The organism is Xylanibacter oryzae DSM 17970, from assembly GCF_000585355.1.
GTDB classification, from domain to species: domain Bacteria; phylum Bacteroidota; class Bacteroidia; order Bacteroidales; family Bacteroidaceae; genus Prevotella; species Prevotella oryzae.
Map to the genome: position 1 here is coordinate 2383639 of NZ_KK073873.1, position 23278 is coordinate 2406916.

The 23278-nt window shown below is 36.3% G+C and carries 21 protein-coding genes and 2 tRNA genes; 10 read left to right on the plus strand and 13 right to left on the minus strand.

Annotation, left to right across the window (positions count from 1 at the left end; all coding sequences use genetic code 11):
* Positions 1-63 precede the first annotated feature (63 nt).
* Positions 64-1827, plus strand: a complete 1764-nt coding sequence (locus XYLOR_RS09655) for a GNAT family N-acetyltransferase (protein WP_036878905.1) — start codon at positions 64-66, stop codon at positions 1825-1827.
* Between the two features lie 9 nt (positions 1828-1836).
* On the opposite strand, the gene cdaA is transcribed toward XYLOR_RS09655, so the two are convergent.
* Positions 1837-2610 carry a diadenylate cyclase CdaA gene (cdaA, locus tag XYLOR_RS09660; protein ID WP_036878907.1) on the minus strand — a complete coding sequence of 258 codons (774 nt, stop codon included), beginning with the start codon at positions 2608-2610 and terminating at the stop codon, positions 1837-1839.
* Positions 2611-2617: 7 nt separating this feature from the next.
* Complete coding sequence (gene folP / locus XYLOR_RS09665) at positions 2618-3469, minus strand: dihydropteroate synthase (RefSeq protein ID WP_036878910.1); 852 nt, start codon at positions 3467-3469, stop codon at positions 2618-2620.
* 168 nt (positions 3470-3637) lie between these two features.
* On the opposite strand from folP, the gene XYLOR_RS09670 reads away from it, so the two are divergent.
* Complete coding sequence (locus XYLOR_RS09670; RefSeq protein ID WP_036878912.1) at positions 3638-4417, plus strand: SDR family NAD(P)-dependent oxidoreductase; 780 nt, start codon at positions 3638-3640, stop codon at positions 4415-4417.
* Between the two features lie 4 nt (positions 4418-4421).
* Here XYLOR_RS09670 and XYLOR_RS09675 read toward each other — a convergent pair whose 3' ends face one another.
* Positions 4422-5060 (minus strand): HAD family hydrolase, encoded by a 639-nt coding sequence (locus tag XYLOR_RS09675; protein WP_036878915.1) that lies wholly within the window; start codon positions 5058-5060, stop codon positions 4422-4424.
* Positions 5061-5139: 79 nt separating this feature from the next.
* On the minus strand, positions 5140-5316 hold the full coding sequence (locus tag XYLOR_RS13820) for a hypothetical protein (protein WP_154655712.1): 177 nt from the start codon (positions 5314-5316) through the stop codon (positions 5140-5142).
* Between the two features lie 193 nt (positions 5317-5509).
* Here XYLOR_RS13820 and XYLOR_RS09685 point away from each other — a divergent pair, with 193 nt between their 5' ends.
* Positions 5510-6565 carry a YARHG domain-containing protein gene (locus XYLOR_RS09685; protein WP_036881002.1) on the plus strand — a complete coding sequence of 352 codons (1056 nt, stop codon included), beginning with the start codon at positions 5510-5512 and terminating at the stop codon, positions 6563-6565.
* 236 nt (positions 6566-6801) lie between these two features.
* Here the strand turns inward: XYLOR_RS09685 and XYLOR_RS09690 are convergent, their stop codons facing one another.
* On the minus strand, positions 6802-7335 hold the full coding sequence (locus XYLOR_RS09690; RefSeq protein ID WP_245601995.1) for a P-loop nucleotide/nucleoside kinase family protein: 534 nt from the start codon (positions 7333-7335) through the stop codon (positions 6802-6804).
* Between the two features lie 1080 nt (positions 7336-8415).
* Here XYLOR_RS09690 and XYLOR_RS13655 point away from each other — a divergent pair.
* Genes XYLOR_RS13655 through XYLOR_RS14180 form a run of 3 tightly spaced genes read left to right on the plus strand, consistent with a single transcriptional unit; the run spans position 8416 to position 10144 of the window.
* Positions 8416-9327, plus strand: a complete 912-nt coding sequence (locus tag XYLOR_RS13655; protein WP_084608594.1) for a transposase — start codon at positions 8416-8418, stop codon at positions 9325-9327.
* An 18-nt stretch (positions 9328-9345) separates the two neighbouring features.
* On the plus strand, positions 9346-9975 hold the full coding sequence (locus tag XYLOR_RS09700) for a hypothetical protein (protein ID WP_036878923.1): 630 nt from the start codon (positions 9346-9348) through the stop codon (positions 9973-9975).
* Positions 9920-10144, plus strand: coding sequence for a transposase (locus tag XYLOR_RS14180; RefSeq protein ID WP_051508963.1), 225 nt, complete (start codon positions 9920-9922; stop codon positions 10142-10144). The genes XYLOR_RS09700 and XYLOR_RS14180 overlap by 56 nt, the downstream gene beginning before the upstream one ends.
* 519 nt (positions 10145-10663) lie before the next feature.
* Here XYLOR_RS14180 and XYLOR_RS09710 read toward each other — a convergent pair.
* The 3 genes from XYLOR_RS09710 to XYLOR_RS09720 are packed head-to-tail and all read right to left on the minus strand — an operon-like array spanning position 10664 to position 13627.
* A complete protein-coding gene (locus XYLOR_RS09710) occupies positions 10664-12430 on the minus strand; it encodes a DUF2326 domain-containing protein (RefSeq protein WP_036878926.1) in 1767 nt (588 codons plus the stop codon).
* Positions 12427-12666, minus strand: coding sequence for an ABC-three component system middle component 8 (locus XYLOR_RS09715; protein ID WP_036878929.1), 240 nt, complete (start codon positions 12664-12666; stop codon positions 12427-12429). The genes XYLOR_RS09710 and XYLOR_RS09715 overlap by 4 nt, the downstream gene beginning before the upstream one ends.
* 4 nt (positions 12667-12670) lie before the next feature.
* The gene (locus XYLOR_RS09720; RefSeq protein ID WP_036878933.1) at positions 12671-13627 is read right to left on the minus strand and encodes an ABC-three component system protein; all 957 of its coding nucleotides are present in this window, start codon (positions 13625-13627) and stop codon (positions 12671-12673) included.
* Between the two features lie 464 nt (positions 13628-14091).
* Between XYLOR_RS09720 and XYLOR_RS09725 the strand changes: the two genes are divergently transcribed.
* Positions 14092-15090, plus strand: coding sequence for a type II toxin-antitoxin system antitoxin SocA domain-containing protein (locus XYLOR_RS09725; protein WP_036878937.1), 999 nt, complete (start codon positions 14092-14094; stop codon positions 15088-15090).
* Positions 15091-15456: 366 nt separating this feature from the next.
* A complete protein-coding gene (locus tag XYLOR_RS09730; RefSeq protein ID WP_051508964.1) occupies positions 15457-16752 on the plus strand; it encodes a VapE domain-containing protein in 1296 nt (431 codons plus the stop codon).
* 79 nt (positions 16753-16831) lie between these two features.
* Here XYLOR_RS09730 and XYLOR_RS09735 read toward each other — a convergent pair whose 3' ends face one another.
* Together XYLOR_RS09735 and XYLOR_RS09740 are read right to left on the minus strand one after the other, a co-directional pair.
* Positions 16832-17485, minus strand: coding sequence for an HU family DNA-binding protein (locus XYLOR_RS09735; RefSeq protein WP_036878940.1), 654 nt, complete (start codon positions 17483-17485; stop codon positions 16832-16834).
* Positions 17486-17743: 258 nt separating this feature from the next.
* The gene (locus tag XYLOR_RS09740) at positions 17744-18220 is read right to left on the minus strand and encodes a hypothetical protein (protein WP_051508965.1); all 477 of its coding nucleotides are present in this window, start codon (positions 18218-18220) and stop codon (positions 17744-17746) included.
* Positions 18221-18511: 291 nt separating this feature from the next.
* On the opposite strand from XYLOR_RS09740, the gene XYLOR_RS09745 reads away from it, so the two are divergent.
* Positions 18512-19813, plus strand: a complete 1302-nt coding sequence (locus XYLOR_RS09745; RefSeq protein WP_036878941.1) for a UDP-N-acetylmuramoyl-tripeptide--D-alanyl-D-alanine ligase — start codon at positions 18512-18514, stop codon at positions 19811-19813.
* A gap of 88 nt (positions 19814-19901) precedes the next feature.
* Here the strand turns inward: XYLOR_RS09745 and XYLOR_RS09750 are convergent, their stop codons facing one another.
* The 3 genes from XYLOR_RS09750 to XYLOR_RS09760 form a co-directional block, all read right to left on the minus strand.
* The gene (locus XYLOR_RS09750) at positions 19902-21662 is read right to left on the minus strand and encodes a 1-deoxy-D-xylulose-5-phosphate synthase (protein ID WP_036878942.1); all 1761 of its coding nucleotides are present in this window, start codon (positions 21660-21662) and stop codon (positions 19902-19904) included.
* A 52-nt stretch (positions 21663-21714) separates the two neighbouring features.
* Positions 21715-22614 (minus strand): helix-turn-helix domain-containing protein, encoded by a 900-nt coding sequence (locus XYLOR_RS09755; protein WP_036878943.1) that lies wholly within the window; start codon positions 22612-22614, stop codon positions 21715-21717.
* A 295-nt stretch (positions 22615-22909) separates the two neighbouring features.
* A tRNA-Phe gene (locus XYLOR_RS09760) sits at positions 22910-22982 on the minus strand.
* A 122-nt stretch (positions 22983-23104) separates the two neighbouring features.
* Here XYLOR_RS09760 and XYLOR_RS09765 point away from each other — a divergent pair.
* Positions 23105-23177: transfer RNA gene (locus XYLOR_RS09765), tRNA-Pro, on the plus strand.
* Positions 23178-23278 lie beyond the last annotated feature (101 nt).

The window sequence follows — 23278 nt, forward strand, 5'->3', positions numbered from 1 at the left end:
CATAATGGCTTTTCTATTATTTTTTTCTACTTTTGCAGACATTACCTACTATCATCTATTTTTATGATAAAATTTAAAGATATTACGACAGATGACAAAGATATAATACAGCGTTTCACTCTTTTTGGAGAACGTATGAATTGTGATCTGTCTTTCTCTAATCTAATCAGTTGGAGGTTCATTTATAATACACAATATGCCATTCTTGAAGATTACTTGATATTCCGTTTTTACGCTAATCATCATCTTGCATATATGATGCCACTGCCCCTGCCCAAATTACAGGAAGACGGCACCTACAAGGTTATCCCCTGCGACGAGTGTTCGGTGAATGTTATACGTGCCATACGCGATGATTCCATCGCCATGGGCCATCCGTTCCTTATGCTTGGCGTATGCAATTATATGAGAGGTGTGATAGAGAAGGCTTTCCCGGATACATTCAATATAAATCCTGACATGAACTACAGTGATTATATTTATACCCGTGAAAAGTTGACTAACCTTGCAGGAAAGAAACTTCAGAGCAAGCGCAACCACATCAACAAGTTTAAGAGTCTTTATCCCGACTATACCTATAAAGATCTTACACCCGATATGATACCGCAATGTCTGAAATTGGAAAAACAGTGGAGAAAAATTTCCAAAGAAGACGATAAAGAAGACGATCTGGACGAAGGCCTGTCAGAAGAGCTCCGTTCTATGACAAGAGCATTTCACAGATGGGAAAGACTCGGACTTATCGGAGGCACAATATGGATAGACACCAAACTCATAGCCTTCACCTTCGGATGTCCCATCAACCAGACCACCTTTGATGTCTGTGTAGAGAAAGCCGATGTCAATTACGAAGGCGCATTCACTATTATCAACCAGGAATTTGTAAAGCACCTTCCCGAGAAGTATGTATACATCAATCGAGAAGAAGACATGGGCAACGAAGGACTGCGTAAAGCCAAACTCTCTTACAAGCCCGATATCCTTTTAGAGAAGAACACCATTATGGAGAAGCACCCTCTAGCCGATTTCGAAGATCAAGAACGGATAAAGCAAGAGACACGTGATATATGGAAACTTGTATTCGAAGATTCCGAACAATTCATGGATCTCTACTTCTCAAAAGTATACAAAAGCGAATATAATATCTGTTGCCAGATCGACCATAAGGTAGTAGCTGCTCTCCAGACCCTACCCTATACCATGTACTATCATGGTCAGTTAGTCAAGACAGTATATGTCAGTGGTGTAAGTACACATCCCGACTACCGCAAACAAGATATCGGCAACAATCTTATGCGCCAGGCACACTTCCATGTTTATTTCCACGATGTTATTTTCTCCACCCTTATTCCTGCAGAAGAATGGTTGTATGGATGGTATGAGAGATGTGGGTATTCAAAGTGTATAACATGCCTGCCCGACCCCACGAATATCAAAGACATGAGCTTCGAAGATTTTGATAAGATCCAGAGAGGAAAACAATGCATATTACTACACGACAAAGAAGGCTTTGATATTATAAAAGAAGACATACGTCTGGCCGGCGAAGACTACGAACCCGAAGAAAAACCTATAAAGGGGATGATTCGTGTGGTTAACGCTACCAAGGCCCTTAAGATATACGCATCCACACACTTAGACGTCAGTTGCATTATCAGAGTATACGACAAGAATATACCTATGAACAATGCATATTATGTTATCAAGAATGGTAAGGTAAGACAGACCGACGAACCAAGCGAGTCGGCCATAAAGATGAGTATAAACGATCTTGCCGAATTTATATTTAGGGATGAGAATGTCGAAATGAACTTAATGTTGAATTAACGCACAACATCAAGCCATCTCTTGAGTAAGTATACTTTCCAGTTGCTCAGCCGAAAGGCGCAACTGGAATGTTCCTTTTATAGCCACAGATATATTACCGGTCTCCTCAGATACCACAATAGCTATCGCGTCCGACTCCTGAGATATACCCATTGCAGCCCTATGGCGCAATCCCAGATCCTTTGGTATATCCAGATTATGCGATACAGGGAGAATACATCCAGCAGCCCTTATACGCTTGTTGGCTATCACCATAGCCCCGTCATGAAGCGGTGAGTTCTTAAAGAATATATTCTCTATCAACAGCTGATTGATGTTAGCATCTATAGTATCACCGGTATCCACGATATCATCCAGCGGAGCAGAACGCTCTACCACAATCAGCGCGCCCACTTTATCCTTGCTCATACTCATACATGCCAGTACGATAGGTATGATGGCCGTCTTGTCCACATCCTTCTCGCGGTTTGAACTGGAAGAGAAAAAGTTAATAAACGTCTTCATTCTCTGATGAGCACCAAGCGTATATAAGAATTTACGTATCTCCTCCTGAAATAAGATTATAAGAGCAATAACACCAACGCTCACCAGCTTGTCCATTATGGCACCAAGCAGGCGCATCTCAAGCACTTGCGACACGAACAGCCATATTACCACAAATATCAATATGCCAATAAACACATTGAGAGAGCGTGATTCTTTCATCAGCCTGTATATGTAGTACAACATCAACGCTACCAGGCAGATATCTATTATGTCTTTTATGCCGAAATCGAAGAACATTCTTTTATTATTTGAGCATTTCGCTTACTATTTTTATAACTTCCACACACTCCTTCACATCATGCACGCGCAATATTGACGCGCCTTTCTGCAAAGCTATGGTATTAAGTATTGACGTACCATTCAGAGATTCGTCCGCAGTGAAACCGAGCAATTTGGATATCATTGACTTTCTTGATATGCCTACGAGTATAGGCAGTTCCATTTCACGTAACTTCTCCATTTCGCTCATCAACTTATAATTCTGCCTTATCGTCTTGCCGAATCCGAAGCCGGGGTCTAATATGATATCTTTCACACCAAGGTCGCGCAGCTGCTGTACCTCTTTAGAGAAACCGATCATCATATCATGAATATCCTTCTGTACAGACATCAGTATATACGGCACCTTCAACTTAGCCACCATTCTGAACATTGCAGGATACTCCTCCACCCCATTATTAGCAAGAGGAACATTTGCGATACCCGTTATTCCACCTTCCGAAACATCATTGATGATATCCGCTCCAAATTCTTCTACAGCCATCTCAGCCACCTCCGGCCTATATGTATCAATAGACAGGATAGCATCAGGCTGCTGCTTCCTTATTATCTCAAGAGCGTGCCTCATGCGTGCCATCTCCTCCTCAGAAGAAACCACAGCAGCACCGGGCCGTGTAGAGAAAGCGCCTACATCTATAATAGATCCGCCTTCCTTTATTATCTGGTCAGCACGCAGCGCTATTTCCTTTTCAGTCTGCTTACGGCTCCCTGCGTAAAACGAATCTGGTGTAACATTAAGGATACCCATCACTTGAGGTTCAGAGAGATCAAGCAAGCGTCCTTTTGCATTTATTGTATAGTTTATGAGGCCTTTCATTCAGTAATTAAGTTTCTTATAGATGCAAAAATAGGAATAAAATTCCGAAAAACAGTCTAAAAACATTTAGATTTTCCTATTTTCAATATTTTTATCTGTTTTGTTAACTATATATTTTTATTATTGTACCTTTGCACAAAATAAATTAATACATAACAAGACCATAATATGAAAAAGATTGCATTAATAACAGGAGCAACGAGTGGCATCGGCGAGGCATGTGCCCGTCGTTTCTCAGCAGGTGGATACGACTTGATACTTACAGGTCGCAAGCAGGACAAATTAGATTCATTACAGAGCGAACTTAATGCCGACGGCACAGATGTAAAGTTGCTTACCTTCGATGTACGCGATCGTAAAGCCGCTACCGAGGCAGTAAATTCTCTTACCGGCAAGTGGTGTGATATAGACGTACTTATCAACAATGCCGGACTGGCGTTAGGCTTAGAAAAAGAATACGAGTTAGACCCTGAGAAATGGGAGACGATGATAGACACCAACATCAAGGGAATGCTTACGATGACCCACCTTATAGTACCGCATATGGTAGAACGTAATCGTGGCCACATAATCAATATGGGCAGTCTTGCCGGCGAAGCAGCCTATCCGGGCGGTAATGTATATTGCGCCACCAAGTCAGCCGTTAAAGCCATCAGCGATGGTTTACGCATCGACTTAGCCGACACATGCATAAGAGTAACTAATGTCAAACCCGGATTGGTAGAGACCAACTTCAGTGTGACCAGATTCTATGGCAATAAGGACAAAGCAGACAATGTCTATAACGGCATCCATCCATTAAGCGGTAATGACATTGCCGATGTAGCATTCTATGCAGCAAGTGCCCCTGAGCATGTACAGATAGCAGAAGTACTTGTTCTTGCTACACACCAGGCTAACAGCTACGTGGTTAGCAAAGACCCAAACAGAAAAGAAACATTGAGCTAGATATTTATTTTGAACTGTTCGGAAATTCCGAACAGTTCAAAATATCAGAAGGCTTTTCAAGTTCATATTTACACGGTATTTTCTTTTTTCCACTGCTCCAAGTAGCTAGTGCAAAATCAACATGTGAGTTTGCAGCACATTGGCTATCATAAGCAGCATCCCCGATATACAGAGTATCTGATGGTGTAGCTCCTGTTCTATCAAAGTATGCAAGTATCGGGTCTGCCGACGGTTTAGGGTTTACCGTGTCAGTAACACAAATAGCGACATCAAAAAGGTGAAAGATCTTGCATAAAGCATCATCGTTATTTAACTCATCCCGTGTTCGTGAAGTAATCAATCCTAATTTATAATGCTTTTGCTTGAGATTTCTAACTACTTCATCAATTCCATCAAACAAGGTTATTTCGTTTCTATGCTCCTGAAAATTCTTACCCCACAGCTTAAAAGCTTCTTCCGGATTTTCTGCTCCTAGTTTCTGCATGGTGGTGACGCCGGGTATTCCTAATACGAAGTTTAGTTCATCTTTCTCAAAATGTTTACCAAAAAGTTCTTGTATAGTTTGTTGCCATGTATTTATGACAGCACTTTCATTGTCAACCAAGGTGCCGTCGATATCAAATAATATATGTTTATATTTCATATCTTGTTAAAATCAATTTTTATTTGTAATAGCGCAAAGATAGTAAATATCTTATAGAGATAAAGTAAATGACATTAAATTATATACAAAGTAATAACGTTATACCCTTAAAATCAAAATCATTAACAAAAGAATAACGGCATCTACTACTATTATTCTCAGATGGAGTACCACCGGCTTTAGCTTTCACACTTTCTTTCTCACCAACATATGCTTTTGTAGAATCAAAATAAAATATTACAAAGGAATAGGACATTATCAAAAATAATATGTTTTAGTTTTCTTAACAAAGAATATTTGTTGTAGAACTAAAAAAGCTATTAATTTGTTGTGTTAAATAAAGTTGACAGGTATGAAAGTCTAGTTTAACCTCAAAGTCACTCATGAGAATGATTTGTAAAAGACCAATACTAGAGGTTGATTTTAACCTAAATGTAATTAAAGGAAGAATGACAAGAATATTATTTATAATCATAGCAAATTTAATAGCTCTGGGTTATGCAAAAGCTAACGACGGAGTGTTTCGTATCAACGGTAATGAGTTGGTACCTATCCACAATACAGATATAAAGGTGTCGAAAGAGATCCTGAGTATCAAGAAAATTTCAGAAAAACAAGTAGCGGTGTCTGTCTATTATGAATTTGACAATCCAGGTGAAGGACAACTCATAAATGTAGGTTTCGAGGCCAGGCCGCCACAGGAAGACGAAGAGCCCCTTGCTGACGATACTTTCAAGAAGGTACCGGCAAATGCGCCACACCCATTTATGCATAATTTCACTGTAAGTATGAACGGTAAGATACTGCCATTTACAAACAAAGTGGAATATAACCAGAAGTACGGCTCTACAAAGATGTATGTCTATCTGTTTAATGCAGATTTCGTTACCGGTAAAAATATAATCCGGCATTCTTATATCTGCGACTTCTCTGAGAACGTAAGTTCCTTTTATGAATTTAGTTATGTGCTCGATGCTGCCAAACGATGGGCCGGAGGTAAGATTGGTGACTTCACGCTGATTGTTGATATGGGAGACTTTGCCTCTTTAGGCATTCCTGAGACCTTCTTTGATAACATATCCGATTGGACGATGGTGGGTAACGGCAAAATAATTGATTTTAAGAAGAGTATGAAGGACAAAGAAGATTATTCTCCGGATAGTCTGATGAAATGTTATATCCGTCAGGGAATGATCGTTTTTCACAAGACAGACTTTGTACCCATGAGTAATCTGAATATATTCTGTCTGGATGGTATATGCACAATAACAACAGAGAATATAAATAATGATCTGTTTGATGCCCGAAAATATAAAGATGAGTTTTTCTGTCATATTCCATTTACAGACGTAAAACCAAAAATGAAGGCAAAGGATGAATATAGTGCCAGAGTATTAAGGAATATCCCATTTGCTCGAAGAGGATATATATTCAAGGATCAGAGTCTGCAAAAATTCTTTGAAGCGATGGAGTGGTACATGCCAGATCCGAATTATCGACCCTAGTCTGTCCTAATAGATGCAATATACAATGCCATTTGTTTTAGCCATACTTATTGTGTCAAGTACAAAAAACATTTTCACTTCCATAAATAAAAGAATAGAATGAAAAAAATCTTGTTAATGATCATGCTTATTGCGTTTTCCCAAGATACATTTAACAGTTAATTGCAACGATATTAACATGGCAATAATAAAAATGCAAATGCGATTATCTTTGTAGCATATGCCGCCAGGTTTCTCTATTTGTTGTCTTCTAAATATCTGACAATCTTTTTCTTTAATTCAGAAAAACTATCTTCAACCGATCTATTTGCGGTATCTATTTTAATGTAATCACTTTCCCATACGTCATATTCCCTATTCTGAATTTCGTCCCATGTAGGGAGTCGTAGTCCTGCTACTTCATTATCTCTTGTTTCACACCGTTTCTCGTGTTCTCTCTTGTTGGAGCAAATTACTTCAATATTGATGTACAGACATTTGTTTTGGATGGCGACTTTTTCCCATTCTTGGCGGGTAAGATTTATGGGATTGCATGAGTCCGCAACAACATGATGCTTCAGGTCTAAATTGTCATTTGCTATTCGATATGCCAGACGGTATCCTTCTCCTTGTACATCTAGGTCGCATAAATCTCGTAAAGATTGTTCTATTGTGTCAATTCTCAAATAGAAAGCATTATACTCTTTTGATATGAGTTTTGCCAGCGTCGATTTTCCCGAGGCGGGCAATCCGGATAATATAAATAGGATGGGTTTACCAAGTTTCATCATGATTCCTGCATAAAATAAAGTTTAATGTTAAGCGGTTCATTTGTGATGCAAAGATAACTAAATTTATTGTTATTGCATGAAGACGATTATAAAAATATTTATGGTTGTTTGTTATTTAGATCATTCGGATTCTATTAAGTTACCATGGTCAATAATGAGTTTGAGATCGCCATACCTGAACAATCTGCATTTTAACATTCGATTGTCGGTTCAACATGATTTTCTTTCAAAAACTTGGTAAAATTTAAATATTGTGTTATCTTTGCCATTAAAATATCTAGTTATGACATACGATCAACTTGACTTTGCGACATATTGCATAGGCTTATTATCTTCTAAATTGAAGATGAATCAGCGGGATGTCTATGACAAGCTGAAGTCCTCCGGTATCTTGAGAAGCTCACCATGGCTCAGGAGTTTCCTGAACGCTACTACAATAATATATTGTTTCTTGATCCGGACATAGATATTCATCTATAGAATTAACAGAAAGAATATGATAAGAATCTTTCTATATAGGTAGAGATACGAAAAGAAAATTGAGATTTCTTTCTAGATTATACTGAATTAGATATGAAAAGAAAGCATAAGCTAAAATATGATATAGCAATAGTATTTGTTTATAACTGTGAATATTTTAATATTATGTAATGTAGTGTAGTAACATTTAAAACATAAATACGGAAGTGCTATTTAAAACATCAAATAATACTATTAAAACTTGTCATAAACCTTTTTTTCACTCTTTTTGTCGAGAATAATAAAAAGCATAAAATTGCAGTAATGTAATAAATGCCAGTTTATATAAAAAGACCATAAATAATCATATAAGTATAGCATTGAAGTTATTAACAGATACAGATAATGACAAATTTTGAATTGAACAAAACAGGACCAATGTATATTAATCGCCCACATTTTAGATATTCCAGAGTATACCGGTTCATCGTCAATTTTGGTGCGAATTTGCTACTGCCAAATTCTTCCAAAAAAAACATCCATTAACTCGTTTATTATCACCTGATTATGTTGCGTAAGTCAATCTTTTGTATCTTAGTACTCTGATTTAGAGCACTTTATATGAAACAAAAAGCAGATCAATACAACTATAATTTAGGGTTTTCAAACTTAGTATTAACACATATCATAGGCTACGTTGGTTTGAAATTTCACAATGCGTGTGTTAATCAAGACTACGTAGTAATAGAATCTTGTGCTAAACATTATTATGACGTATGTCCTAATTGTGCGAAGAAAAGCTATTCTGTCCACTCAAAATATACCAGAGTTTTATTGGACCGGCCTATTTGTGGTAAAAAGCTATCCATTAAATTGACCACAAGAAAATTTCGTTGTACAAATTCTAAATATCCTCAGTCTATCTTCTCAAAGCAGCCGTATGGTATAACTCGTAGATATGGAAGGAAAATCTTACCCGCTTTATACTCATTGCAAAATATGCTTATAGAGATGTCTTCAAATAAAGCTGCTTTAATTACACCCTTATTAGGTATACCTCAAAGTTCATCAACTTGCTTACGAATAGTAAATGGCATTACTGAAAAGCCTATCAACAAAGCTGATATTAAACATATATGTGTTGACGACTTTGCTTATAAAAAAGGAATATCTTATGGTACCGTTGCCGTTGATGCAGATACACATCAGGTTCTTGATATGATTGAAGGTAGAAACAAAGCAGACGTTGTTGACTATCTAAAAGAATATCGTCATGCCGAAATAGTTGTAAGAGATCGCTCTTCTTCCTATTCGGCAGCAATTAACGAAGCCATATCAAATGCGCAACAAATAGCAGATCGTTTTCATTTAGTCAAAAATTGCAGCGAACGTATTGAAGTTCAAATCAAGTCTATGTATAAGTCTATTATTCAAGAGTTATCAAAAGCGTCCGAAACAAATGACATAGATACAACATCTAATAACCACACCCTAGAATCCATAATACATAAGATTAAACCTGATCCTAATTAACATCCATACACATCAGATTTGTCAACCAAAATAGAAACTGTTTATAATGAGGTACAACGTTTGTATGGCTTAGGTATATCAAACAGGAGAACCGCCAAGATTGTTGGACTTGATAAATCTACCATTAATAAATATGTACTGCTAAATGAGCCACCAAGAAAGCATAAGATCTATAAAGTTGATTACAATAGTCGTATAAACATAATTGAATATGGTAACAAAGGCTTATGTATTAAGGAAATACATAAAACAGTACTGAATTCAGGGTTTAAAGTAGCGCTAAGTTCTTTTTATGTGTGGTTTGCAACAAGATACAAGAACTATACAAAACAGATGCAACAAACGGAACTTACAAATAAAGATAATTTAATCCAATCACCCTTCGTAAAAATGTTTAAGTCAATAACATATATGAAGTTGAATATATATATTTGCAATCCCAATTATGGCATTAATACAAAAACTGGAGAAATTGGCAAAGAGCGTATAAAGTTTGATAAACTAATAGAATCATCCTCAATTCTATCATCTTTAAGAGATGCCTGTTTGGCATTTAGAAATGCTGTCGGGAGTGACAATGTAAAAGAATTAGATGAATGGATCGATACATATAAGGAGTCAACATATCAAGAACTATTTTTTTTGTAGAGGTTTGGTTTCTGATTATGATGCCATAAAGAATGCTATTTTTAGACCTTTTAGCAATGGATTGGTTGAGGGAATAAACAATAAGATTAAAGTTGTCAAGCTTAGCATGTATGGGAGGGCCAGTAATAAGTTACTGAAAATTAAAATGTTCCACGCTTGTACGGGCTAATTCGCTGCACCAAAATTGACGATGGACCGCAATACTCTGGAATATCTAGTTATTGCGCTTGCCAAAAATTGAATGAAAAAGATTTATATTCTCATACTACAAACAGTAATATCCATTACTTTTGCTGAGTTATCCAGATTATTTAACTAGTAAACTATACACAAAAAGGACTGCCATATAGACAGTTTTTTAACAGCTTCTTTTATAGTGCAATATTAGAGCATCTAGCTTTCAAGTGCACTTTAAATTTTGATATAAAGATTAATCCATTTATCATATTGTAATAAGAAAGTTAGATAAATCTTCCATTGTTGATATATTCTTTACCTTTGCTTCTTTATTTGACCTAATACATTTTTTATGTCTACTAGCCCAAACCGCATCCATCATACTATATTTCCACTTTTTGTTTCATTCCACATAATCATAAAACTTAAACTATGTGGGGCAATTAAATCTGCTCAAAAATTTCTCAACATTTTATAAAATGAATCTTTTCTATGTTTACCAATCGATTGCCTAATAGCTAAATCCGAACAACTTTCCACCATCGTCCTCATCATTAAGTACCAAACACTTCTCCTCTTCCTTAAAAGAATGAAGAATATCGGCAGGTATATCATCTTCAATAGAAGAGAAAATATATTGGAGGTGATACTGTTGACAATATCTGCGGGCAGTCTCGATAAACAATTTTTTCTTGCGATTGTCGAGACCTTCGAATACTCCATCATGATAAACGAACCGGAAGAACGACTTATTACTATAAACCGAAAGCACAGCTAGGTCAAAAGCTACACAAAGCATCTTCCTATAACTATTGCCAAGACCTTCTGCAGTTGCATCCGAATTCTCATCTGGAGCTACTTCCACTTTAAAATCAACATTTCCACTAGAATTAGGCTTTACATAAAGTAAAGCACTCATGCCGAAGATGGAATAAAAGATATCATTAAAATTAGTCTTTACAACAGAAGGAATATCTCCAGATTTAGAAACTTCTGATTTTATATCCTTAGATGTTAAAATAATCTGTTGACTAACTTCTTCTATTTTTTCATCCATAGAAGACATCGTGTCAATCGACTGAAGTTGAACCTCAAGACGAGATATATCGCCTTCCAGTGATGCCAATTTTTTTTCAAAAATCTTAAACTTACGAAATGTGTCTTTATCTTGCAGAACAGAAAGTTGCATGTTGCGCTGATTATCCAATTTTTTCAACTCATTACGTATTAAATCAAGTTGAGCTTCATTATTCACTATCTGCTCACGAAGATACTTATTACGCTCTTTAGTAACCTTTACATTAAAATCTAACAGTTCCTGATAATTATGGGCTAAACTATGAGGCATAATAACTTTGACCTCCTCATAGAGTTTCTTCAGTTGTTCTATGTCGAAAGTAGGGATATTCTTAATCGATGACTTCATCTTTTCCAAATCGTATGACAAAGCATACTCTTTAGTATTCAGTTCTGATATTTTCCGCTCAGTTTCAACTACTAAATCTTTACCGATTATTCGTTCTTCAGAATAGAAACTGAAGGTGTCTATTTTCTTCTGCATCTCGTCGCGCTCAGATTTACGCAAATCAAGCGCGCTCTTCACCTTATCATAATCATCAGCAGAGATAGTCTTGCCTTCCCTGATTGCCTTAATCTCTGTCTTTAGTTCTTTCTGCTTATCATCCAAATCATATTTTTTTAACAAAGCCGAGCTATCATATCCTAAGAGTTCAAAAACAATAGGCTTCCACTGCTCATGCTTGCTTTTCATAAACTTTCCAAGTTGGAACTCATTATAATAATCCATCTGCGTACGAAGGAAAAAAGATACCGTCTTGCGATAGTCCCAATTTGTCAGTACATCAAAGCCTAACTTATCGTTAAGATATTTCTTGGCCACTTTCAGGCTCAAATCCTTCTTATCCCAGTTGGTAGCCAGACCACAATCCTCACTTGCCTCATGTTCCTTGAATGATATTTTTGTCGCAGCAGCAACGGATCTTCTTATTGTAAGATACATTTTAGAATTCAATAGTAACTCCAAATAGAAGATATGATTAACAAACTGCTCCGGGTATCGCTTTAAAAAAAAATTCTTGTCGATTTCCTTAAGAAGCATGAAGTCAATCACATCAATCAAAGTAGACTTGCCCAAATTATGGGAGTCTTTATCCATATCATAATAATGTGTGACATGGCCCAATACTACATTCAACCCATCATTGAATGTAATATCATGAAAACGACTATCATTACAATATAATCTATGGAGTTTCATGATCTGACAAGTTTTATTATATCCGAATTCGTAATATAGAGTATCTTACCCAACATATAAAGAAAATCAAGAGCATATATAATTACAGGCTTTACTGCATTACCAAGAGCAGTTAAGACATAATTTTCCACCTCTACATACTTTTGCACAGGGCAAGAGAGAAGAGACTTAATGATTAGCCCGCCAACATTAATGACAGACATATCCAAATTCATATATTTATCAGGTTTAAGCATGACTTTACTTTTTACGACCTATATCACAATTCCAATACATATAGTGAACAAATACCCTTACTAGTGCCCTTACACGGAAAATATCATCGTCTGGCTTTTCACCGGCAATATTTCGTATAATTGATTCCAATATATCCTCAAATGTATAAGAATCTTTATTTTGGAAAATATATCCTCGCAAATCTGACACTGTATTGATATAATATTGAAGCAATTTTACATTTCTTGGATCCTTTAGAAAGTCATCTATAATATCGAAAGACTTCAGAGAATTATCGCGAATGTCAGCAAAATAATCTTCACTTACATTATTCAACTTATTCTTTTCTTTCTTATTAATATAATCAAAATTATCCTCCTTAATGGGAGATATCTGAGCCCAATCCTTATTGTTACTAAATAGTAATATAACTTTTTGGATATCTTCTTCAAAGAATCTATCAGGAAGGAAATTCCGCAACAGTCTGTATTTACGGATTAAATCATTATACTCATTCACGTAAGCTGTTAAGTCCTCAATACCTATAATATCAGCATATTGGATACCTAAACCTTCCTTCAGTCGTTTCTTTATTTGGGGATGAATACCGCCCGTAAGTTTTCGATTGGTAAACATCAAGTAGCAATCAAAACTCTCTCCTGTATCAGCTTTTATATTATTAATTCGTTTAATCTCACGGTTCACTATACTTGAGCTATTTTCGAAAAAATTTTTATCTGAACAACTGCTATTAACAGTAGAGATATGCTTAGCCTGAATGATTATTTTACCTTTCCATGGCTTTACAGTTGATGGATAGCATTGTGCTGTTCCTTCAAATGAGCTATCGCGTGCACCATCTCTTCCCTTAGTAAATTCATGAGTACCAGGTCCAAGAATTTTCCTGCAAATATCGACTACAAGATGTTCAAACTCATCATCACCAAGCAGGTCAAATGCATAACTTTGATACATAATCATGATTTAATTTATTATTATTTTATCTCAATTCGCAAAGTTACACCTTTTAAATGAAAAAAGCAAGTAGGAAATAAAAAAAAGTTTTGCTTGCCTATAAAAACATTAATTATTGTACTTTGAGCGACAAGTACCATCATAACAGGGTCTAAAAAAATAGATGCTTTTCTTCAATCTGTATCTAACAATTTTCTTATTATAATTATCGGCTTTCTATATATTTATTTTCAAGAGGGGGGAGGGAAATTCGACCTAACTATTTTTTAGTTAGTTAATATCGTTGGCATCATTATGATACTACAATAATCGTAACAAACTCAATTTAATCAATTATAAGGTTATATTTTATTAATATATAAAATTTTAAAGTGTAATAAACAAGTTGTTTTATATTTATTACATATATTTGTATACTAGTGTCCCGTTAAAATCGAGACACTAGTAACTTCAAAATATAATTAAGTAATATGGAAAAATATGTAGATATAAAAAGTCCTTTTACCGGAGGTAAGGTCAAAGAGATAAGTACTATCGAGACTCATGAGTTTCGAAAGGAAACATATGATGTACATGTTCGTTATTATGTATGTGAGGATACCGGAGAAAAGTTTACCACGACTGAACAGGATGAGTTCCTTTTCAATGATTTGTACTCTCAATACAGAGTAAAACATGGCATACCTTTTCAAGAGGATATAAAAAACATAAGGCTACGTTATGGATTGAATTATCAGCAGATTACTAAAATATTGGGATTTGGTGCTAACCAGTATGCGCAATATGAAAAAGGACAAATACCTTCTGAGTCTAATGGAAAAATGATCTCAGCCATTCAAAACAGAAATATTATGCTCAATATCCTGAAAGAGAGCAAATGCGAATTCGCTGTACAGGAATATAATAAAATAGTAAGCATAATAGAAAAAAGTAAAGAGGCTAATGAAGTAGATGAACTGCAAAACATTATTTATAGGAATACCAAACGCTCTATTTATAATGGATTTGGAGCAATGAATATTAATAAGCTAACTGAAATGATAAAGTTCTTCATAAGTAAAGAAGAGTGTTTGTTCCCTACTAAACTTAATAAGGAGTTATTTTATGCTGATTTTAGACATTACCAACTGCATGGGATTTCTATAAGCGGGCTCAACTACAAAGCTATTCAATATGGACCGGTGCCAGTACATTATGATACCATATATGATAATATTGAAGGCATCAACAAGAATATAGTAATGTCGCATAATAATGAAAGTTCCTGTTTGACATGCGATAATTTTAATATAGAAGCTTTATCAGAAAGTGAAATTAATACATTGAATGAAGTTATCAAAGTTATACAACCTATGACTACAGAGGAGATAGTAAATCATAGTCATAAGGAGGATGCTTGGATAAACTACCATAATGAGAATAAAATAATTCCATATACTGAAGCTTTCAGCTTAAAATTGTTTTTGTAAACTTTGATTTCCTTATTTCAGTTTTGCCTTCAGTCAACATTCAACTAACTTATACTGAGTGGATTCGGCTGAAGGCAAAATTATCTTATCAACTTCCAATACTTACCAAAATAACTACCAAAAGCATTGGTAACAACTTACTTTCTCATTTCTTTACAAGCGTGCGACCAAGGTCAAACGATCGTGCGACCTAGGTGAAAAGATCGTTTGACCTTGGTCGAAAGTTCGCAGAGCATAGCTTTTGAAACTTTATTGCTACCCTTTCATGTGTCGTTTGCATAGCTTTTGAAACTTTATCTATAAGGCCTGCATTAGACGGTTTTTTGCTTTTTATTGGCTTAATATGACCTTACCTTTGCAGCCGAAATGAAAAATATTATCAGATTGGCGTACAAGATGCTGCATCGAACCAGATTCGTGGCTGCACTCGAAGATCAAAACGTTCTGCTTCGAGATAAACTCAATCTTGTCGAAACCCAAAAGGAGGATGACGAGGAGAGCAAATATATAAAGAGATCTAAAAACTATCTGCGACCGGTAAATGATATGGATGCTTTCGTAAAAGAGCATTATGAGGTAAGGCATAATGTTGTGACGGACGTGTACGAATACCGATCTAAAGCAGATGGCAAGGGGGCATTTTTTAAAGTGGTGGACGAAAATGAACTTAACTCTGTGGCTATTGAGGTACAGCATGCAGGCATATTCACGCTCGACCGTTTCGTGAAACGTCTGTTTAAGTCAAACTTTGCTTACAAGTATCATCCGGTTACTACTTATCTTAACAGCGTAAGGGGTATATGGGACGGCAAAGACCGTACAGCTTCACTGCTGCAACGTATAAATATGTCGGATTATGCTTTGAATATGGGACGCATATGGTTGCGTGCTATCGTTGCTCAATATCTGGGAATAGATAAGAGTCATGCCAACAGTGTGATGCTCATGTTGGTGTCTACTGCTCAGGGCAAGAATAAGAGTACTTTTCTGCGTAAACTGCTACCGCCGGCTCTTCAGGATTATTATACAGACGACTTCTCGCTGAACATGAAAGGCAACGCACAACGTAAGATGGTGGAATTTGCAATAATAAATGTAGATGAATTTGATAAAGAGGATCCTAAGAAGATGCCGGCGTTGAAAACTTTGATGCAGACGATGAAACCGAGCTTTATTGGTGCTTATAAGAAAAATTTCAACCGCCTGCCACGCATCGCTTCTTTTACAGGCACCAGCAATAAACGTGAATTACTGACCGACCGTACAGGTAGTCGTAGATTCCTTATTCTGGAACCTGATGGTAATATCAATACCGAAGGTATAGAATACGACCAACTATACGCGCAACTTATATATGAGGTGGAGCACGGTGAACAATATTACTTCGGCGCTAAAGAAGAAAAGGTGATGCAAGAGCATAACAAGACGTATTATGTGCATGCGCCTATTGAAAATCTGTTTTCGAATTTCTTCCGCAAGGCTAAGGATGGTGAGAAGGGAATGCGGATGACGGCAGAGACAATACTGAAACATCTGAGCAAACACGACACTAAAATTACACGTGGCATGTCACCGTCACAGTTGGGCAGACACCTGCGACTGCTACAGATACCTATGCACCACTCTGCCACGCAAAACGAATACTGCGTAATACCCCTATAAAAATTTGCCTTCAGCCGAAACTATTAATTATCAATGATTTAAGTCACGGCTGAAGGCATTCTTGATTTTAATAATTCAATTAAATCTTATCACCTGTCTTGAGATATACGTACTGAGTACCTAATTTTTCTCTGTGAATCTTTGGATATTCTTCTGCGGCCAGATTGTTAAGAAGTTTGCGCGCTTTGTATACGGTGATGTCCAACTTCTCACGAAGAGTCTTATAGGTAATGAAAGGATGCTCCTTGAAAAGTTGATCGACAGCAAGTAGCAGTTGTGCACGGGTAACAGTATCAGATCGCCCCACTGCATTCGACTCATTAAATGAAGCCTTTACAGTGCGTACAGCATTCTTAAACTTAACATCGGGTGTAATATTCACGCCTTTCACTTCAATATAATGGGCAGTTATATCTTTTGGATCGGTAAAATGATATGGAACGAGTTTCCCATCTGAATTACGTTTTTTCTTCAATCCCAGTTTAAGAGACAATCGTCCTATCCCTTTAATGTTAATACTACAGTTCTGAAGTAGAAGAAAAGGGAGCCGCTCGGCGAGTGCCGTGATAGTCTCTTCGAAATGTGCTGCCTGCAGTCCGGTATTTCTTACCAGATATTCACGAAGTTCTTCATGGCTCATATTACCACCGGCCGTTACAGCTCTGACATGATATTCCTGATCATCGCCTTCCTTAAGAGGATTTTTATTAATTGAGTAGTTTATTATTCCCATATTTTTATAGGTTTATAAAGTAAAATTATGCACAAGGTTATCACTTATACTTTTATTAATACGGTTTACACTTGCATTATAAATAATAATGCCAAAGTTACAAGTAACAAATAAGGTTTCAAAAATAATAGCCGCCAATTTCTGTGATTTCAATATTATTGATTTAAAATGAATAGCCAAAACTTACATAAGGATAAATTAAAGCAGCGCGATCTACACCATGTTCGCGTCTACCAAGATCATCATTTCTGCTTAATGCTATACCGGGATTAAAACCAGCCCGAAACATGAATCCTTTCTCTGTTTGATATCTATAGCCGATATCAAGAAACAAGAAATTTCTGATTTATCATTTTCATATTCATGTGGATTATTTTTGTATACACAATGGTATCGTCCAAAACTAAATCCACCTCCTAACTCTAAGTGACTTTTATTTTTAAAAAACAAATAATTTAAACCTATAGGGATTGTCCATCCTGTGGTATGGCTAGGATTGCTATCGAAAAAATCTTCAGAATGAGAATCTGTAAAAGCCAGACCTAAACGAAATCCCCAATTTGTATTTTCATTAAAACGGGTATCGTAGTGAACACCAAAACCGGTAGATGCACCCAAAAACTCTCCAAAAACACACTGTTGGGCTTGCGCACTTACGAAACTATTTACTACAAAAAGCTCTATTAATATTAAAGATAAGCGTCTCAAAGAATTATTTATATATATATTCATCATAAAAATATTACATGCCATTTATTCCTTATCTAAGAATATACTTCTATATTTTAGATTATTAATTAGAAGGCAAACATAATCACAGGTATGCAAAATTATAAAAAATAAAACAAAAAGGCGACCTTTTTTGTAAAACATTTCTTTTATTAACACCTCTTGTTATTAAATTCTTCAGGGTAAATTTCTATTTTTATTTTAATATCAAGGGCTGCAAAGACACAAAAAATAATGTGATTTGAAATCGGGAATTGAATAAAAATAAGTAACTTTGCAGTCATAAATATTCGAATAATGGAAATATCTGAACTTTATCGTATTTTTCTGCAACACACTCAGATAACTACTGACAGTCGTGATTGCCCTAAGGGGTCTATGTTCTTCGCCTTAAAAGGAGAATCTTTTGATGGTAACGCGTTCGCTGATAAGGCTCTCAACCTGGGATGTGCTTATGCAGTGATTGACGAGAAGCAGTTTGCCAAGGAGAATGACAACCGCTATATTCTGGTAGATGACTGTCTGACCACTCTGCAGAAGTTGGCTAACTACCACAGACGACAGTTGGGTACTAAAATTATCGGTGTTACGGGCACTAATGGCAAGACTACGACCAAGGAACTGATATCTACTGTGCTCGGCGAGAAATATAATGTGCTGTACACTCTGGGTAATTTCAACAATCATATAGGTGTGCCAAAGACTCTGTTGCGTCTCACTAAAGAGAATGATATCGCCGTCGTTGAAATGGGGGCAAATCATCCCGGTGAGATAAAAACGCTGGTGAACATTGTGGAGCCGGACTATGGTATAATAACGAATGTAGGCAAAGCTCATCTTGAGGGTTTCGGATCTTTCGAGGGTGTGATAAAGACTAAGGGCGAACTGTACGACTTTCTGCGTACTAAGGCAGAAAGTGTAGTATTCATCGATAATGAGAATGAGCATCTGGCTAAGATATCACACGACCTAAACCTGATAAAATATGGTACCGCTGATAATGACAGTCTGTGTGCCAACGGTAAGGTGGTATCGTGTGCGCCGTTCCTCAACTTTGAATGGAGGCATGGTGCAGGCGAATGGCACAAGGTGCAGACGCATCTTATAGGAAGTTATAACATATACAATATGCTAGCTGCTGCATGCATCGGTCTTTACTGTGATGTGACGCCCGAACAAATAGACCATGCGCTTGCCAACTATGTGCCAAGCAACAACCGCTCTCAGTTGACTGTAACTGCTCATAACAAACTGATTGTGGACACATATAATGCTAACCCTACGAGTATGAACGCTGCGCTGAAGAACTTCCGTGACATGGATGTTGACCATAAGATGGCTATTCTGGGTGACATGCGCGAACTGGGTGATGTAAGTGCTGAGGAGCATCAGAAAGTTGTAGACTTCCTCAAAGACAACGGCATTGATAATGTATGGTTGGTCGGCGATGAATTCGGAAAAACGAACTGTGAATTCCGTAAATTCAAGAATGTGGATGATGTGAAAGCAGCTATCAAAGAGAAACAGCCTGAAGGGTATTATATACTGATAAAGGGCAGCAACGGTATAAAACTGTTCCAGTTGCCGGAACTGCTATAGTAAGGACACAAAAAAGCCGCTTCGTAATGAAAGCGGCTTTTTTGGCCCCTAACCCGTAGGCTTTTCTGATTAATTTTACATTAATAATTTACCTGAAAGAATTTAATATATCAGCTACAATCTGAGGCGCAGTCAAATGGTTTTCTTTGAGTATTTTATCTACGGAATAACGATCGATAAATTCTTTTTTTATTCCGAAGTTTAACACTTTCATATCGTCCGCACCATAATAACGGGCTATTTTTTCACCGAAGCCACCGTCCAAAGCACCATCTTCTAATGTGACTACTAAACTGTGGTCTTTCTTCAGGTTATTCAAAAGATCCACATCCATGCCTGTAATATAACGTGGGTTGATAAGAGTAGCACTAATACCTGCTTCTTTTTTTAGTATTTCAATTACAGATTCACCCAATTGATAGAATGATCCTAAACCAAGAATAGCGACTTTAGAGCCTTTTTTAGTTATTCTATAACGATTCAATTGGTCAAAATTTTCATTTATTTTCTCACCGGTTGAAATGACGCCACCATAATACGGTACACGAATTGCTACAGGATGTGAGGTTTGCTTGATACCCCATTCCATCATTGCAAAATATTCTTCTTTATTTGTTGGTGCTAAATAAACCATATTGGGAATATTGCTAAGCAATGGAATATCAAAAATTCCAAGATGAGTTACATCATTCATGGAAGAAATAGAAGCCCAATAGACTAAAATCAATGCTGAATTATTATTGATGCATAAATCCTGCGACAGTTGATCATATGCGCGTTGTATAAATGTGCTAATTACTCCATACACAGGTTTAGCACCATTAGCAGCTAAACCTGAAGCCATTGCGACTGCGTGTTCTTCAGCGATACCGACATCCAGAAACTGCTTGCCGGCTTGTTTCCTTCTTTCTTGATTGAATCCGAGAACAGTAGGAGTGGCTGATGAAATAACGACAATAGTTTTGTCTTCTTTCATCTTTTTCAAAAGGTATTTAGCCGTTAAGTCACTATAGTTTTCGCTATTATTGCTAGAATTCGGTTTTCCTGTTTCCAAATCAAACGGACCTCCAGCGTGAAAACGTTCTTTGTTTTCTTCAGCAAATTTGTAACCTTTGCCCTTTACGGTGTTAATATGCACAACTACAGGGTGGTCAATGTCTTTTACTTTTTGAAATGCTTCAATCAAAGATTCTACATTATTGCCCTCCTTTACATACAAATAATCAAATCCAAAAGTTTTGAAGAAATTACATTCGGCTTTGCCTTCTGTATCACGAAGCAACTGCAGATTTTGATACATTCCTCCGTGATTTTCAGCAATCGACATTTGGTTGTCATTTACGAGAATTATAATATTCGAACCGAGTTCGGCAGCATTGTTCAATCCTTCATAAGCTTCGCCACCACTGAGTGATCCGTCACCTATTACAGCTATGATATTTTCTTTATTTTCCTTCAAGTCACGTGCTTTTGCCAGACCGGTAGCAAGACTAACCGATGTTGAGGTATGCCCGATTACAAAAAAATCGTGTTCACTTTCGCTCGGCTCAGAGTAACCTGATGTGTCATCATATTTTTCCGGGTCTAGAAAAGCTTCTTTTCGTCCCGTAATCATTTTATGAACATAGCTTTGGTGAGAAACATCATATACTATTTTGTCGATCGGAGAATTAAATACATAATGAAGAGCAATGGTTGCTTCAACCATACCCAGATTGGGACCGATGTGTCCTCCGTGTTCACTTAATTTCTTCAACAATGTCGCACGAACTTCATCCTTTAATACCTCAAGTTCACTGACAGATAATTTTTTTACGTCACTCGGACTTTCTATTCTTTCAATATACATATAATTTTACTTATTTCGAATTAATTGACTTATTAATATTTGAGTATAATATTCAAACGCTCTCCTTATATTCATTTGGAGTTACGCCAACACATCTTTTAAAAAACCGACTAAAATGCTGAGGATATTCAAATCCTAATTCATAAGCAATTTGACTCACAGATTTACTTTTATCACATATCTTTTCTTTCGCCACTTCTATCAATTGTAATTGAATGTGCTCTCGCGGACTTTTGCCAGTTTCTTTCTTAACTAAATCCCCAAAATAGTTAGGAGACAAATTAAGCTTGTCGGCACAATATTTTACAGTTGGCAAACCTGATGATTGGGGCAAATCAGACCTAAAATAGATATTAAGTAATTTTTCAAATCTGCTTAATATATCACTATTTGTATGTTTACGAGTTATGAATTGACGTTCATAAAAGCGTGTACAATAATTTAAAAACAATTCTATATTAGATATAATCAACTTTTGACTGTGATTATCAATATTATGGTTTAGTTCCAATTGAATATTATTAAAGCACTCCAGTACAATCTTACGTTCCTGTTCTGAAAGATGTAGAGCTTCATAAACTTCATATAAAAAAAAGGTGTAATTTTGAATTGAACGTCCTAATGAAGAGCCTTTCAACAAATCAGGATGAAACATCAGTGCCCATCCTTTAGGTTGATGAGGTTGTCTATTTTCAATAGAAAGGACCTGATTTGGAGCAAGAAAGACTAGAGTGCCTTCTTGATAGTCATAATAATTTCTTCCATATTTCAAATCGCCACATTTCATATCTTTCAAAAAAACGGTATAAAATCCAAAACTTTGAGCAGAAGGAAGTTCTTCATTATATGTGGTCTTTGAAAAATCTATAAATGAAACCAATGGGTGTAGTGTTTCAATACCCATTGCCTTATTATATTCATCTATTGTTTTATAAATTCTAATATTATCCATATACCTTTCATCTTTTATTTTATGCAAAAATACTCTTTTCTACTTAATATACAATAAGTTATGAAGAATAACAGTAATATGTATACAATAATCTGTAATATGTATTCTTCCTCGAAATCAATCTATTTAAAATGTACCAATCTGTTCAATTCACAGATAAAATGATGATAAGGTTCTGCGACAGTGAAACAGGAATACTTAACAACCGCTGAATAGATATGTGAGCCATTATTAAATACCCAAACTTATGAACTGACCACAAAAAAGCCGCTTCGTAATGGAAGCGGCTTTTTTGTGGTACCACCAGGAATCGAACCGGGGACACAAGGATTTTCAGTCCTTTGCTCTACCAACTGAGCTATGGCACCTTTGTTGTTTGCGGGTGCAAAGATATACCTTTTTTATCATTCTAGCAAATTTTTAGGCAATTTTATTCTAAAAAATGCACGTGTTTCCGAAATTTGCCGTACCTTTGCAACACCAAATAGAGCGGGATGTAGCGCAGTTGGTAGCGTACTACGTTCGGGACGTAGGGGTCGGGCGTTCGAATCGCCTCATCCCGACTTTACAAGATGCCAGGTTTCTGAATTTCAGCAACTTGGCATTTCTGTTTTGTAAATTTGCATGCTTTCGATATATCTTATCAGGGTGCCTTAAAAATTAT

Coding starts and splice junctions, on each gene's coding strand:
- XYLOR_RS09725 (WP_036878937.1), top strand. CDS start 14,092: ATGGAAAAATATGTAGATATAAAAAGTCCTTTTACCGGAGGTAAGGTC.
- XYLOR_RS09710 (WP_036878926.1), bottom strand. CDS start 12,430: ATGAAACTCCATAGATTATATTGTAATGATAGTCGTTTTCATGATATT.
- cdaA (WP_036878907.1), bottom strand. CDS start 2,610: ATGTTCTTCGATTTCGGCATAAAAGACATAATAGATATCTGCCTGGTA.
- XYLOR_RS13655 (WP_084608594.1), top strand. CDS start 8,416: ATGAAACAAAAAGCAGATCAATACAACTATAATTTAGGGTTTTCAAAC.
- XYLOR_RS09740 (WP_051508965.1), bottom strand. CDS start 18,220: ATGATGAATATATATATAAATAATTCTTTGAGACGCTTATCTTTAATA.
- XYLOR_RS09670 (WP_036878912.1), top strand. CDS start 3,638: ATGAAAAAGATTGCATTAATAACAGGAGCAACGAGTGGCATCGGCGAG.
- XYLOR_RS13820 (WP_154655712.1), bottom strand. CDS start 5,316: ATGTCCTATTCCTTTGTAATATTTTATTTTGATTCTACAAAAGCATAT.
- XYLOR_RS09745 (WP_036878941.1), top strand. CDS start 18,512: ATGGAAATATCTGAACTTTATCGTATTTTTCTGCAACACACTCAGATA.
- XYLOR_RS14180 (WP_051508963.1), top strand. CDS start 9,920: ATGAATGGATCGATACATATAAGGAGTCAACATATCAAGAACTATTTT.
- XYLOR_RS09730 (WP_051508964.1), top strand. CDS start 15,457: ATGAAAAATATTATCAGATTGGCGTACAAGATGCTGCATCGAACCAGA.
- XYLOR_RS09675 (WP_036878915.1), bottom strand. CDS start 5,060: ATGAAATATAAACATATATTATTTGATATCGACGGCACCTTGGTTGAC.
- folP (WP_036878910.1), bottom strand. CDS start 3,469: ATGAAAGGCCTCATAAACTATACAATAAATGCAAAAGGACGCTTGCTT.
- XYLOR_RS09735 (WP_036878940.1), bottom strand. CDS start 17,485: ATGGGAATAATAAACTACTCAATTAATAAAAATCCTCTTAAGGAAGGC.
- XYLOR_RS09750 (WP_036878942.1), bottom strand. CDS start 21,662: ATGTATATTGAAAGAATAGAAAGTCCGAGTGACGTAAAAAAATTATCT.
- XYLOR_RS09720 (WP_036878933.1), bottom strand. CDS start 13,627: ATGATTATGTATCAAAGTTATGCATTTGACCTGCTTGGTGATGATGAG.
- XYLOR_RS09655 (WP_036878905.1), top strand. CDS start 64: ATGATAAAATTTAAAGATATTACGACAGATGACAAAGATATAATACAG.
- XYLOR_RS09755 (WP_036878943.1), bottom strand. CDS start 22,614: ATGGATAATATTAGAATTTATAAAACAATAGATGAATATAATAAGGCA.
- XYLOR_RS09685 (WP_036881002.1), top strand. CDS start 5,510: ATGACAAGAATATTATTTATAATCATAGCAAATTTAATAGCTCTGGGT.
- XYLOR_RS09690 (WP_245601995.1), bottom strand. CDS start 7,335: ATGATGAAACTTGGTAAACCCATCCTATTTATATTATCCGGATTGCCC.
- XYLOR_RS09715 (WP_036878929.1), bottom strand. CDS start 12,666: ATGCTTAAACCTGATAAATATATGAATTTGGATATGTCTGTCATTAAT.